This is a genomic window from Arthrobacter sp. R4, from assembly GCF_051365025.1.
GTDB lineage: Bacteria > Actinomycetota > Actinomycetes > Actinomycetales > Micrococcaceae > Arthrobacter.
The window spans coordinates 101086-113714 of record NZ_JBLWIJ010000015.1 but is presented as its reverse complement, the minus strand read 5'-3'; the positions used below and the strand labels follow the sequence as shown (position 1 = coordinate 113714).

13 protein-coding genes are annotated in these 12629 nt (G+C 66.1%); 3 read left to right on the top strand and 10 right to left on the bottom strand.

The window, feature by feature from the left end; translation table 11 throughout:
- Positions 1 to 6 precede the first annotated feature (6 nt).
- Both gatC and ACLKOZ_RS10560 read right to left on the bottom strand, forming a co-directional pair.
- Positions 7 to 303 (bottom strand): Asp-tRNA(Asn)/Glu-tRNA(Gln) amidotransferase subunit GatC, encoded by a 297-nt coding sequence (gatC, locus tag ACLKOZ_RS10565; protein ID WP_066286151.1) that lies wholly within the window; start codon positions 301 to 303, stop codon positions 7 to 9.
- 146 nt (positions 304 to 449) lie between these two features.
- Positions 450 to 1931, bottom strand: a complete 1482-nt coding sequence (locus ACLKOZ_RS10560; protein WP_436474939.1) for a CitMHS family transporter — start codon at positions 1929 to 1931, stop codon at positions 450 to 452.
- Positions 1932 to 2112: 181 nt separating this feature from the next.
- Here ACLKOZ_RS10560 and ACLKOZ_RS10555 point away from each other — a divergent pair, with 181 nt between their 5' ends.
- Both ACLKOZ_RS10555 and ACLKOZ_RS10550 read left to right on the top strand, forming a co-directional pair.
- On the top strand, positions 2113 to 3843 hold the full coding sequence (locus ACLKOZ_RS10555; RefSeq protein WP_436474937.1) for an ATP-binding protein: 1731 nt from the start codon (positions 2113 to 2115) through the stop codon (positions 3841 to 3843).
- Entirely contained in the window at positions 3836 to 4498 is a 663-nt protein-coding gene (locus tag ACLKOZ_RS10550; RefSeq protein WP_337352617.1) for a response regulator, read from the top strand. The genes ACLKOZ_RS10555 and ACLKOZ_RS10550 overlap by 8 nt, the downstream gene beginning before the upstream one ends.
- Before the next feature lie 15 nt (positions 4499 to 4513).
- On the opposite strand, the gene ACLKOZ_RS10545 is transcribed toward ACLKOZ_RS10550, so the two are convergent.
- From ACLKOZ_RS10545 to ACLKOZ_RS10525, 5 genes are all read right to left on the bottom strand, one after another.
- Positions 4514 to 4897 carry a RidA family protein gene (locus ACLKOZ_RS10545; protein ID WP_337352618.1) on the bottom strand — a complete coding sequence of 128 codons (384 nt, stop codon included), beginning with the start codon at positions 4895 to 4897 and terminating at the stop codon, positions 4514 to 4516.
- A gap of 46 nt (positions 4898 to 4943) precedes the next feature.
- Positions 4944 to 5447: a GNAT family N-acetyltransferase gene (locus ACLKOZ_RS10540; RefSeq protein WP_337347511.1), complete on the bottom strand. Its 504-nt coding sequence runs from the start codon at positions 5445 to 5447 to the stop codon at positions 4944 to 4946.
- 120 nt (positions 5448 to 5567) lie between these two features.
- A complete protein-coding gene (locus tag ACLKOZ_RS10535) occupies positions 5568 to 6377 on the bottom strand; it encodes an inositol monophosphatase family protein (protein ID WP_337352620.1) in 810 nt (269 codons plus the stop codon).
- A 5-nt stretch (positions 6378 to 6382) separates the two neighbouring features.
- On the bottom strand, positions 6383 to 8665 hold the full coding sequence (gene ligA / locus ACLKOZ_RS10530; RefSeq protein WP_436474934.1) for an NAD-dependent DNA ligase LigA: 2283 nt from the start codon (positions 8663 to 8665) through the stop codon (positions 6383 to 6385).
- A gap of 94 nt (positions 8666 to 8759) precedes the next feature.
- Positions 8760 to 8921, bottom strand: a complete 162-nt coding sequence (locus tag ACLKOZ_RS10525) for a hypothetical protein (protein WP_436474932.1) — start codon at positions 8919 to 8921, stop codon at positions 8760 to 8762.
- A gap of 314 nt (positions 8922 to 9235) precedes the next feature.
- Here ACLKOZ_RS10525 and ACLKOZ_RS10520 point away from each other — a divergent pair, with 314 nt between their 5' ends.
- Positions 9236 to 9508, top strand: a complete 273-nt coding sequence (locus ACLKOZ_RS10520) for a DUF2277 domain-containing protein (RefSeq protein ID WP_337352684.1) — start codon at positions 9236 to 9238, stop codon at positions 9506 to 9508.
- Positions 9509 to 9523: 15 nt separating this feature from the next.
- Here ACLKOZ_RS10520 and ACLKOZ_RS10515 read toward each other — a convergent pair whose 3' ends face one another.
- The 3 genes from ACLKOZ_RS10515 to ACLKOZ_RS10505 form a co-directional block, all read right to left on the bottom strand.
- Positions 9524 to 11872 (bottom strand): heavy metal translocating P-type ATPase, encoded by a 2349-nt coding sequence (locus ACLKOZ_RS10515; protein WP_436475155.1) that lies wholly within the window; start codon positions 11870 to 11872, stop codon positions 9524 to 9526.
- Positions 11873 to 11958: 86 nt separating this feature from the next.
- On the bottom strand, positions 11959 to 12189 hold the full coding sequence (locus ACLKOZ_RS10510; protein WP_337348629.1) for a heavy-metal-associated domain-containing protein: 231 nt from the start codon (positions 12187 to 12189) through the stop codon (positions 11959 to 11961).
- A 44-nt stretch (positions 12190 to 12233) separates the two neighbouring features.
- Positions 12234 to 12584, bottom strand: coding sequence for a metal-sensitive transcriptional regulator (locus tag ACLKOZ_RS10505; protein ID WP_337348630.1), 351 nt, complete (start codon positions 12582 to 12584; stop codon positions 12234 to 12236).
- Positions 12585 to 12629 lie beyond the last annotated feature (45 nt).

Sequence of the window (12629 nt, the reverse complement as noted above, 5' to 3'; positions counted from 1 at the left end):
GGTGTCTTATGCCTCATCCAGGATGGCCGGGACCTTGAAACGGTTCTCATCGGAGTCCGGAGCTCCCGAAAGTGCCTGGTCCGCGGTGAAGGTGTGCCCCACAACGTCCTCGCGGAACACGTTGCTCAGCGGGATCGGGTGCGAGGTTGCCGGGACGTCGTCTCCGGCGGCTTCGCTCACGGATTTGACTGATTCAACGATGACGGCGAGTTCGCCGGCCATCCTGTCCAGCTCTTCAGCACTCATCTCGATGTGAGCGAGCCGCGCGAGGTGCGCGACGTCGTCACGGTTGATCGCAGCCATGGATCTCCCCTGCAAAGTTCGAATTGTTTTCCGAACCAGTCTAGTGGGGAAACGTCGGTGCCCGTCTGACGACCCCCAGCGGGCGTCAGACGGGCACGTCGGTGCCGTGGTCCCGGCCACGAGGGCCAGCCACAGGCAGGACAAGACTAACCGATTCCGATGGCTCCAGTCAGCATTCCCACACCAAGCATTACGAGGGAGATGACGGCCGTGCGCCAGAGGACCTTTTTGTGGTGATCGCCCAGGTCAACCTTGGCCAGGGAGACGAGCAGCAGGATGGCCGGAACAAGTGGGCTCTGCAGGTGGAACGGCTGGCCGGTGATGGAGGCACGGGCCATCTCGGCGGCGCTGATGCCGTAGTGGCCGGCCGTCTCGCTGAGTACCGGCAGGACACCGAAGTAGAAGGCGTCATTGCTCATGAAGAAGGTCATGGGGATGCTGAGCACACCGGTGATCGCGGCCATGAAGGGGCCCATGCTCGAGGGGATGATCTGGACCAGCCAGGCGGACATTGCCTCCACCATGCCGGTTCCGGTGAGGACGCCGGTCAGGACTGCGGCGGCCATGACCATGCTCACCACGGCCACGATGGACGATGCGTGGGCGGTCAGCTGCGCGCCCTGCTCCTTGACGTTGGGGAAGTTCACCACCAGCGCGATGGCGGAACCGACCATAAAGACGAACGGCAACGGCACGAGGTCGGCCACCAGCATGACCATCACCGCGATGGTCAGGCCCAGGTTGAACCAGATGAGCTTGGGACGCAGGGTGCTGCGGTTGGGGTCCAAAGCGGTGTCCGCCATCGCGGAGTCGTGGTCGTCCACGAGGGTCTCGGTGCGTTCCAGGACGGCAACGGAGGACCCCGCCGGGAAACCGCCGACGGCGGGAGTGCCGCCGGGGGTACCTGACCCCGTGCGGTCGGTGCTGGAGAAGGCAGCGGCTGTGCCGCCGTCGAACTTTTCAGCCGTAAACTGCTCTGCCGTAGACGGCACTCCCCAGATTTCCGGCTCAGTGGCGCGGAGGCGGTTGCGTTCCTGCAGTCCCAGCAGCCAGGAGAAGGCGAATACCACCACGAGGCCGGCGATCAGCGACGGGATCATGGGGACAAAAACGTCATTGACGTCCAAGTGGAGCGCGGTGGCGGCGCGGGCCGTGGGGCCGCCCCACGGAAGGATGTTCATGGTGCCGTTGGCCAGGCCGGCCACGCAGGTGAGGACCACCGGGCTCATCTTCAGGCGCAGGTAGACGGGCAGCATGGCAGCGGTGGTGAGGATGAAGGTGGTGGAGCCGTCACCGTCCAGGGAAACTGCGGCCGCCAGGATTGCGCTGCCGAGCACCACCTTGGCGGGGTCGTTGCCCAGCTTGCGGAGGATGAACTTCACCAGCGGGTCGAACAGCCCGACGTCGATCATCAGGCCAAAGTAGATGATCGCGAACATCAACAGGGCTGCGGTGGACGTCATTGACTTCATCGAATCAAGGACCATGTCCCCGATGCCAAGCCCGGCGCCTGCAAAGAGGCCAAAAACGGTGGGGACGATGATCAGCGCCAGCACTGGCGTCAACTTCTTCGTCATGATCAGCACCATGAATACCGCGATCATGGCGAATCCAAGTAATACCAGCACGGCCGGCTCCTTCTTGTGAACAGCGACACAACGGTGTGACGCGTGCTACAGACGTTATAGTGGCGGCCATCACCGCCGTGCCTTTGCCTCAATTGATTGGCATACTGCTTATTGTGAGCATTTTGCGCATTGTGCTCACGGCGTCCCATCAGCCGACCACACCAGCAAATCAAGGAGGATCATGCAGCGTTCCGCGCCCCGGCCGCCCTTGCGGTTCTCCACCCAGACGCTGCTCCTGCAGCTTGGCGTGGTTCTTTTGGTGGTTCTGCTCAGCGCCGCCGTCCACGCCTGGCTGACGTACGACAGGGTTGGCGCCGAGGCTGAGAACCAGGCGCTGACGCTGGCGCGCACTGTCGCGTCGGACCCGTCCGTCCGTGCCGACGTGCTTGCCATCAGTGAGCAGGCCGGCACTCCCCCGGCCAGCGAACTTTCGGCCGGGCCCCTGATGGCCGCCGCCGAAGCCGCCCGCGCCCGCACCGGAGCCCTTTTTGTGGTCATCACCGACGAAACCGGCCTGCGGCTCGCCCACCCGGACCCTGCCCGGCTCGGCGAAAAAGTCAGCACCGATCCCACCGAAGCACTGGCCGGCCAGGAGGTGACCACCCGCAACACGGGCACGCTAGGCCCGTCGGCCGGGGCCAAGGTCCCGGTGTACGCACCGGGAACAGAGACTGTGGTGGGCGAGGTCAGTGTTGGCTACTCCATGGAGACGGTGGGCCAGAGCGTGCAACGCGACATCGGGCCTGTTGCGCTGACCGCTGCCGGCGCCCTGCTGGCAGGCGCGCTGGCGTCCTTCCTGCTGCGGCGCAGGCTGCAGCGCCTGACCCTGGGCCTGGAGCCTGAGGAGATCAGCACCCTGGTCCACGACCAGGTGGCAGTGCTGCAAGGCGTGGACGACGGCGTGATCGGCGTTTCCGCCGACGGCAGGATCAGCGTCTTCAATGCAGCAGCACAGCGGCTCCTGGGGCAGCGCGACCTCACTGGGGGCCTGTGGGCGGGTGCTCCGGTCCCCGGCCAGCTGAAGTCGTTGACGCTGCCGGACGCCGAAGAGGCGGATGCCATCGAGCTGGTGGCGGGCGGGCGGGTGCTGGTGGCCAGTGCGCGGAAGGCCCTGCACCGGCGCGAGGACCTGGGCTGGGTGGTGATGCTGCGGGACCGCACCGAGCTGCAGCAGCTCACCCGGCAGCTGGACGCCGTGGGCACCATGTCCACCGCGCTCCGGGCCCAGCGCCACGAGTTTGCCAACCAGTTGCACACCATCGCCGGGTTCATGAGCATCGGCCAGCACCACCAGGCCCGGGAGTACCTGGCCCGGCTCGCCGCAACGGGCCCGCTGAAGTTCCCCGTCGACCAGGCCGAGCTGCTCCAGGACCCCTACCTTCAGGCTTTTGTGGGCGCCAAGGGCGTGGAAGCCGACGAACGCGGGGTCACACTCCGCATCGGGCCGGAGACGCTGGTCCGGAGCCAGGTCACCGAGCCGCAGGACGTTACCACCGTGCTCGGAAACCTTATCGACAACGCGGTGAACGCCGCCGTCGCCGGTACTTCTCCGGACCGCTGGGTGGAACTGGAAGTTTTGGATGAACCGGACGACGCCGGCGGCACCCTGCACATTGTCGTCGCCGACTCCGGTGACGGGTTGGGGGCTGGGACGGAACCCGAAGCGGTGTTTGCGGAGGGGTTTACGACGGCGGCCTCCGGAACGCCTGCGTCCGGTCCGGCTGTCTCCGCCCGGGCCGGGGGCCAGGGACTGGGACTCGCCCTGGCCCGTCAGCTGGCCCGGCGCCGCGGCGGGGACGTGAAGGTCCTGGAGCCGGGCTCCGAAGGCGGACCTGGCGCCGTCTTTATGGCCTCCCTTCCGCACACGACGGCGGGAATAAAGCCTTCCGCCGGAGAGGATGACGATGCCTGAAGATTTCAGGGTGCTCATAGTGGACGACGATTTCCACGTGGCCAAGCTGCACGCCGCGTACGTGGATTCGGTGCCGGGCTTCCTGGCGCTGTCGCCGGTAGGCTCGGCGTCCCTTGCCCTGCAGGCCATCCACAGCCTGCGCCCGGACCTGGTCCTGTTGGATGTCTACCTGCCGGACGGGTCAGGGCTGGACCTGCTCCAGCAACTGGACGTGGACACCATGATCCTGAGTGCGGCCTCGGATGCCGCCTCGGTCAGCAGGGCGTTCCGCCGGGGAGCCCTGGGCTACCTGCTCAAGCCCTTTACGGCCGAATCCCTGGCACAGCAGCTGCGGTCCTACGCCCGGTACCGGCGCATCCTGGGCCAGGCGGGCGCACTGGACCAGGACGCGGTGGAACGCGCGAAGCGGTCCCTCATCCCGGGCGAAGCGGCACCATCAGCCAAGCCCCGGTCCGCCACGGAAGCCGCCGTCCTGGAGTCACTGGTTCCAGGGGAGCAGTACTCGGCCGCCGAAGTAGCCACCCGGGTAGGCGTCTCCCGGGCCACGGCGCAACGGTACCTGTCCTCGCTGGCCGACGACGGCGCCGTCGACATCCAGCTGCGCTACGGAACCACGGGCCGCCCCGAACACCGCTACGGCCTCCCGGCCCGCTAAGCCCTGGACGGCTTCTTAGCTGGCGCTCTTCTGGGCTACGAGCTCGATCTCCACGAGCATTTTCGGGTCCAGGAACGGCAGGACGTGCACCAGGGAGAGCGTGGGGCGGATCTCGCCGAAGACTTCGCCGTGGGCACGGCCGGCCTCTTCCCACTTGCTGATGTCCGTGAGGTAGAGCTTGGACTGCACAACATCGCCGAAGCCGAAGCCGGCGTCGGCCAGGACAGCGCCGAGCTTCTGAAGGATGTACTGGGTCTGGGTGTAGAAGTCTTCGCCCACAATGCCGTCTTCGCCGCTGGCAGCTGTCGCCGAGATGTACAGCGTGTTATCCACCTGGACGGCTCGGGAGTATCCGAGGGTCTGTTCCCAGACGGAGCCGGTGCCGAATGTTTTGCGCATGGTGGGCCTTTCAGTCCTGAAATGAGTCGGCACCACTCTAGGGCGGCTAGACGTCCAGCCGGTAAACCAGCAGCTTTATGTCAGTGCCGGGAACGAACCAGTCGCGCTTTGGCACTCGCTGGAACCCGGTCTTGCGGTATAGCCCGTGGGCGCTTTCCCATGTTTTTCCAGTGGTGAGCGCCACCGCGTTGATGCCCTCCAGGGACCGGGCATGGTCAATAATGGCCTCCACCATGGCCTTGCCGGCTCCGCTGCGCTGCGCTGCGGGGTCCACCACGAGCATGCGGAACTCCAGCTCATCGGCAAGGGCAATGTCCGCGTACGGCTCACCCGCCACCGCCAGTGTCACGGAGCCCACCACCTGGCCGTCACGCTCTGCTACCCAGATGGTGGCCTTCGCCGCACGCTCGGCGACTTCCTGGACCTGCCGCATATATGGGTGGTCCGCGTCCTCGAAGTAGCCCGCGGCGAGGTAGGAATCCCGGGTGATCCGGGCGATGACGTCAAAGTCGGACTCGACGGCGGGACGGACGGTTATCTGCGGCTGCACCTGACAATGCTAGTAGCGTCCGCCGGGCGGCGGCCTTGAAAGGGCACTTTCCGTGACTGAACTATCACTGCCCGCCGTATGGCACTCCAGCCGTGGCACGCCAGCCGTGGCGGGAATCCCTCAGAGGGGGAACTTCCCCGAGAGCTCCAGGCTCGCGGCGCACGTCCAGGCTGCCAGCCTGTCGCCGTCCTTGGGCCCGCCCCGGAGCGGGCTGGTGAGGCGCGGCCGCCGTACCCAGCAGCCTGCCTCCTCGGCGATCAGCGCTCCGGCGGAGAAATCGTGTTCGTTGAGGCCGCGTTCGCCAAAGGCGTCGATGGTTCCGTCAGCAACCATGCAGAGGTCCAGGGCTGCGGAGCCCAGGCGGCGGACGTCCGCGAAACCGTCCATGAGTCCGCCCAGGGCAACGGCCTGTTGCGCGCGGACGGTGGGATCGTAACTGAATCCAGTGGCCAGGATCTGCCCCTTCCGTCCGGCTACCGGGCCTTCCAGCCGGGTCACCCTGCCGCGCGCTTCAAGCCATGCGCCCTGCCCACGGGAGGCGTAGTACACCCGTTCCAGTGCAGGTGCGTGGACGACGCCGGCCAGCCAGACACCGTCGGGATCGGCCACTGCCACGGAAGTGGCGTAGTAGACGATATTCCTGATGAAGTTGGTGGTTCCGTCCAGCGGGTCGATGGACCAGCGGTAGCCGCTGGGGGCCTCCGGCCGAGTGGTGCCGTGCTCCTCGCCCGTGATGGTGTCCTGCGGCCGCGCCGCGGTGATGGCGCGGCGTACCGCGTCCTCGGCCGCGACGTCGTAGGCCGTGACCCAGTCCCCGGCGTCGCCCTTGTTGCTGACGCCCAGCGCATCACCGTTCCGCGACGCCAGTACAGCGGCGCCGGCAGCGGCGGCCAGCCGGGCCACCGCCAGCAACTCAACGGTGAGGTCCAGGCGGCTCACTCCGCTGCCTGTTCGGATTCGCTGGCTTCTGCCTGGGTTGAAGGAGCAGGACCGTTTTCCAGGAGTTCCCGGAAGCCGTCCTCGTCGAGCACCGGAATGCCGAGCTGCTCCGCCTTGTCCAACTTGGTGCCCGCATTCTCCCCGGCCACCACATAGCTGGTGTTTTTGGAGACGGAGCCGGCAGCCTTGCCGCCCCGGGTGAGGATGGCTTCCTTGGCTTCGTCCCGGCTGAAGTTGGGCAGCGAACCGGTGACGACGATTGTGAGGCCTTCGAGGGTGCGGGGCGTGGATTCGTCCCGTTCGTCCTCCATCCGGACCCCCGCAGCGGCCCAGCGGTCGATGATTTCGAGGTGCCAGTCCTCGGCAAACCATTCCTTCAACGCAGCGGCGATGGTGGGACCCACACCGTCAACGTGAGCGAGTTCCTCCTCGGAGGCCTGCCGGATGGCGTCCATGCTGCCGAAGGCCTGCGCGAGGGCCCGGGACGCCCGCGGTCCCACGTGCCGGATGGAGAGCGCCACGAGCAGCCGCCACAGGGGCTGGGTCTTGGCTTTTTCCAGCTCCCGGAACAGCTTTTCGGTGGTGGCCGTGGGCTTGGAAGGAGTTTTTGCCGTCCCTTTGCTCCAGAAATACGGCACCAGCTCAAACTCGCCGGTGGCCACGCCCTTGGAGCGTTTTTCCCGCCTGATGCGTACGTCCGCCAGGGATTCCGGGGTGAGGTCAAAAAGGGCCGCTTCGGTGGTCAGCGGCGGTACCTCGGGTTCGGCAGGCTGCGTGAGCGCTATGGCCGCTTCCCAGCCGAGGGCCTCGATGTCGAACCCGCCCCGGCCTGCCAGATGGAAGACCCGCTCACGCAACTGGGCCGGACAGGACCGTGCGTTGGGGCAGCGGATATCCACGTCCCCTTCCTTGCCGGGCGCCAGCGGCGTTCCGCAGGAGGGGCATTCGGTGGGCATCACGAAGTCGCGTACCGGCGGGTCCTGCTGCTCGCGCAGGGCGAGGACAGGGCCCACGATTTCGGGGATGACGTCGCCGGCTTTCCGCAGGACCACGATGTCGCCGATTTTTACGCCCTTGGCTTTCACAACATCCTGGTTGTGCAGGGTGGCCATCCCCACTGTGGAGCCTGCCACCTTGACGGGCTCCATAATGCCGAACGGGGTCACCCGCCCGGTGCGCCCAACGTTGACGGCAATGTCCAGGAGCTTGGTGTGGACTTCCTCCGGCGGATATTTGTACGCCACCGCCCAGCGCGGCACCCGGGTGGTGTATCCCAACGCCCTTTGGGTGGCGAAGTTATCCACCTTGACCACGATGCCGTCGATTTCGTGGAGGAGCTTGTGCCGCTGATCGCCGTATTTCCTGATGAAGCCCAGGACCTCGTCCAGGTTGTTCAAGACCTCGAAGTATGGGCTGACCGGGAGGCCCCACTTTTCCAGGAGGGCATAGGTTTCGGACTGGCTCTGTGCTTCCAGGCCCTCCCGGGCGCCGATGCCGTGGACGAACATCCGCAGCGGCCGCTTGGCGGTTTCGGCGGGGTCCTTTTGGCGGAGTGAACCGGCCGCGGCGTTCCGTGGATTGGCCAGCGGAGCCTTTCCGGCCTCGATCAGGGCTTCGTTGAATTCCGCGAAGGCCTCGGACGGTATGAAAACCTCGCCGCGGATCTCCATCTCGGCCGGGAAGTCGGTTCCCTTGAGTTCCTGCGGGATTTCCTTGATGGTGAGGACGTTGTGGGTGATGTCCTCGCCCGTAAAACCGTCTCCGCGGGTTGCCGCGCGGACCAGTTTTCCATCGCGGTACAGCAGGTTGACGGCGAGGCCGTCGATTTTCAGTTCCGTCAGCCAGACGGGTCCGGCCGTGCCGTTCCCGATTTTTGCGACGGAGGCTTCTGCCTTGGCCAGCCAGGCCTCCAGCTCCTCGAGGGAAAAGACGTCCTCGAGGCTGTACATGCGCTGCAGGTGCTCGACGGCGGCAAACGCCGCGGAGACCTCGCCGCCCACTTCCTGCGTCGGGGAGTCATTGGACACCAGTTCGGGGTGCAGGGCCTCGATCTCCTCCAGCCTGCGGAAGAGGTCATCAAATTCGGCATCCGAAACCAGGGGCTCGTCCTCCTGGTAGTAGGCGAACCTGTACTTCCTGACGAGATCGGCCAGGTTCTCGTACTCCTCACGCACGGACTCGGAAGGGATCACCTCCGGAGCCGTGATTCCTGGCTCAGTCCTGGTGGTGGTCTGTTCTGCGGGGCCTGGTGCTGTGCTCACAGACCTATCTTGCCTCATGGCACTGACATCCCGCCGGAATGCCCGCGGGCCCCGGACACTGTGCTGTGTCCGGGGCCCGCGATTCGCGTGCTGCGTGGTGGCGCGGCAGTGGCTAGCGTGAAGCCTGGTCCTGCTCGTTGGCGTTCTTCGTGGCCTTCTGGCCGGCGTCCTTCAGTGCCTGGATGACCTGGTTCAGGGCCGAGGTGTGGTTCCCTGACCATTCACTGCGGAAGTTCTGCGCGTCCGGGCCTTCCCAGGTAGTGCTGTCCAGCACGCGGGTCAGGTTGGTCCGCTGCTGCTCGATCTCCGAAGCACCGGCCTGCAGCTTCGTGCCAAGAGTCCTGAGCTGCTCTACATCTGCGCCCCAAATATCTATCAGTTTCTCCTCGTTTAGTCTTTGGTCCGATCAAGGTCGGCATCCCCAGCGGCCCCCGGCTGATCCGGAAGATCCATTACCTAGAACCTATCCCGGCCCCAAAACACTGTCGATGGGGACCGCTGCCCATGCACCACTGCCCATCGCGGAAGACCGCAACCAGGATGGGGCAGGGGGTCGATCCCAGGCGTTCCAGAGCCTAGCATGGCCTTATGTGCCGGAACATCCGAACCCTCCACAACTACGAACCGCACGCCACGTCCGAGGAGGTGCACGCCGCCGCCCTGCAGTACGTGCGCAAGATCAGCGGCAGCACCAAGCCCTCCAAGGCCAACGAGGCGGCCTTCAACGAGGCAGTACACGAGATCGCCCATATCACTGAGCACCTTCTCGATGCGCTCGTGAGCCATGCGCCCGCAAAGGACCGGGAAACGGAGGCCGCGAAGGCCAAGGCCCGGGCTGCCGTGCGCTTCGGCGCTGCCTGACCCTAGTCCGCGCGGTTAGCGGCCGAAGCTGCGCAGCCGGAGCGAGTTCGCCACGACCAAGACGGAGCTCGCCGCCATCGCAGCGCCGGCAATCATCGGGTTGAGCAGGCCCAAAGCGGCGACGGGGATACCCACGGCGTTGTAGAAGAACGCCCAGAACAGGTTGGTCCTGATGGTGGCCAGGGTCCTGCGGGACAGCTCAATGGCCTGCGCCACCTGGCCCAGGTCATTGCCCATAACCGTGAGGTCCGCGGCCTCGATGGCCACGTCTGTGCCAGAACCCATGGCGATCCCCAGGTCAGCCTGCGCCAACGCGGCGGCATCGTTCACGCCGTCCCCGGCCATGGCCACGATCGCTCCGTTGGCCTGCAGCTTCCGGACAGCGTCCACTTTTCCGGCCGGGAGAATTCCGGCATACACGTCATCGGGCGAAATGCCGACGGCGTCGGCCACCTGGGCGGCGACGGCGGCGTTATCGCCTGTCAGCAGGATGGGCCGGAGCCCCAGCCCCCTCAGCCGGGAGATGGCTGCCGCTGATCCCGGTTTGATGGTGTCCCGGAGGCTGATGATGCCCGCTGCGGTCCCGTCCACGGCAACCCAAATGGCAGTGGCACCGGATGCCTCGGTGTCATGCAGGACCTCTTGCTGCGCGGGGGAGATCTGGACGCCGTTCTCCTGCAGCCACCCGGTGCGGCCGGCCAGCACCGGACGGCCCTCCACTGTGCCGGCCACTCCGCCGCCGGGCGCCGAACGGAACTGCTCGACGGCGGGAAGCCGCCCGCCGTCGTCGTCCTGGCCCTCAGGGCTCCGGACGGAACCCCCCGTGGCAGGCATCCGGGCCGCGGCGGCCGAGACCTGGCCGAGGGCGGCGGCTGCAATGGCGTGGGCAATCGGGTGCTCGGACGCTGCCTCCACCGCGCCGGCGAGTCGCAGTACCTCGGAACGGGTGAACCCGTCGAAAGCTACGGTGTTGTCCACGGCCAGCCGGCCGGTGGTGACCGTCCCGGTCTTGTCCAGCAGGATAGTGTCCACGGTCCGGGTGTCCTCCAGCACCTGGGGCCCCTTGATCAGGATGCCCAGCTGCGCGCCGCGGCCGGTACCGGTGAGCAGTCCCACGGGCGTTGCCAGTCCCAGCGCACAGGGGCAGGCGATGACCAGGACCGCGACGGCGGCGGTGAAGGCGGCCCGCAGTTGGGCTTCACTGACGGAGGGTCCGGCAAGGAGCAACCAGGCCGCGAAGGTGAGCACTGCGATGACCAGCACTACCGGGACGAAGACGGCGCTGATGCGGTCCGCGAGGCGGGCAATCGGTGCCTTGCCTGTCTGGGCCTGGGAAACCAGGCGCGCCATCTGGGCCAGGGTGGTTTCGGATCCGACCCGGGTTGCGCGAACCAGGAGCCGTCCCGAGGTGTTGATGGTGGCTCCAGTGACTTTGCTGTCCGGGCCCACTTCCACCGGTACGGATTCACCCGTTACCAAGGACTCGTCCACCGCGGAATTGCCCTCGATGACCAAGCCGTCGGTGGCGATCTTTTCACCAGGCCGGACCACGATGACGTCACCCACCTGGAGCTCGTCGGCAGGGATCTTGGTTTCGCCGCTGTCCCGCAGGACTGTGGCGTCCTTGGCGCCCAGGTTCAGCAGGGCCCTGAGTGCGTCCCCGGCCCTCTGTTTGGCGTTGGCCTCCAGGAAGCGGCCCAGGAGCAGGAACGTGGTGACGACGGCGGCCACCTCGAAGTAGAGGCCGCCGGGTTCCATCCCTTCCATCCCGGGGTGTTCGGTCATGCGGGGGTTGCTGAACAGCTGCCACGCTGAGAAGAGGTAGGCGGCAATGACGCCGATGGACACCAGGGTGTCCATCGTTGACGCTAAGTGCCGGGCGTTGATAGCTGCCGCCCGGTGGAACGGCCACGCTGCCCAAGTGACCACGGGCAACGCCAGGGCTCCCGCCGCCCAACCCCAGTGCGCGAACTGGAAGGCCGGGACCATGGAAATGAGGAAGACCGGCACCGTGAGGACGGCTGCCAGGATGAGGCGCGGCTTGAGCTGGGAGGCCGTGCCGCCGTGCTGCATATGGTCGCCACCAGGCGCGGCGCTTTCGGTGCCATGGTCCGCGTGGTCACTTTGGGTGGCGCCACCGGAGACATCCTCGGCATGCTCGTGCGCATGGTGGCTGTGGGAGGGTGACTGGCGGATCCGTGCCTTATAGCCTGCTGCTTCCACCGTGGCCGTAATCTGTTCGTCCGTGATGCCTGCGGGGACTTTTACGTGGGCGGATTCCAGGGGGAGGTTGACCGAGGCTTCCACGCCGTCGAGCTTGCCAAGCTTCTTCTCTACCCGGTTCACGCAGGAGGCGCAGGTCATGCCCTCGATCTCAAGGTCAACCACCCGGTTCCCGGGCTGGTGGGGATGTTCAGTGCTCACGGAGCGTCCTCTGATCAGTGGTGCACTCAGGCATCGTTGGCTACGACCAGGTATCCGGCCTCGGCCACGGCCTCGCCAATTTCCGATGGCGACAGTTCCTGGCTGGAGGTGATGGTGACCGTGGAAATCCCACCGGCATTGAGGTCCACGTCCACGGCTTCGACCCCGGCGAGGGATTCAAGTTCTTCGCTGACCGACGAGACACAGTGGCCGCAGGTCATACCCGAAACACTGACGGTGGTGGAGGTGGTGCTCATGGGGCTCCTTAGGGTGGACCGGCTGGTGGCCGGTAAATGGTGGTTTAGCGAAGCAGGCGCCCGATGGCGTCGGCGGCTTCCTTGACTTTGATGTCGATCGCTTCGGCGCGGAGTTCGGGATCTGGCTCGGAGGCGGCTCCCACGACGCAGTGGCCGATATGCTCCTCCACAAGCCCGAGGCTGACGGCGTGAAGGGCCTTGGTCACGGCGGAAACCTGAGTCAGGATGTCGATGCAGTACTTGTCCTCGTCAACCATCCGCGCGATGCCGCGCACCTGTCCCTCGATGCGCTTGAGCCGGCGAAGGTAGGCCTCCTTGTTGCCGGTATAGCCATGCTCCGTCGCGGAATCCGTGCCATGGGCCAGCTCTGCGACAACTTCTTCCGGTACGTTCATAAAACCCAAACTATACCCCATGGGGGTATAGCGCAAGTACCCCTG

Coding starts and splice junctions, on each gene's coding strand:
- gatC (WP_066286151.1), bottom strand. CDS start 303: ATGGCTGCGATCAACCGTGACGACGTCGCGCACCTCGCGCGGCTCGCT.
- ACLKOZ_RS10555 (WP_436474937.1), top strand. CDS start 2,113: ATGCAGCGTTCCGCGCCCCGGCCGCCCTTGCGGTTCTCCACCCAGACG.
- ACLKOZ_RS10550 (WP_337352617.1), top strand. CDS start 3,836: ATGCCTGAAGATTTCAGGGTGCTCATAGTGGACGACGATTTCCACGTG.
- ACLKOZ_RS10545 (WP_337352618.1), bottom strand. CDS start 4,897: ATGCGCAAAACATTCGGCACCGGCTCCGTCTGGGAACAGACCCTCGGA.
- ligA (WP_436474934.1), bottom strand. CDS start 8,665: ATGAGGCAAGATAGGTCTGTGAGCACAGCACCAGGCCCCGCAGAACAG.
- ACLKOZ_RS10520 (WP_337352684.1), top strand. CDS start 9,236: ATGTGCCGGAACATCCGAACCCTCCACAACTACGAACCGCACGCCACG.
- ACLKOZ_RS10515 (WP_436475155.1), bottom strand. CDS start 11,872: ATGACCTGCGCCTCCTGCGTGAACCGGGTAGAGAAGAAGCTTGGCAAG.
- ACLKOZ_RS10510 (WP_337348629.1), bottom strand. CDS start 12,189: ATGAGCACCACCTCCACCACCGTCAGTGTTTCGGGTATGACCTGCGGC.
- ACLKOZ_RS10505 (WP_337348630.1), bottom strand. CDS start 12,584: ATGAACGTACCGGAAGAAGTTGTCGCAGAGCTGGCCCATGGCACGGAT.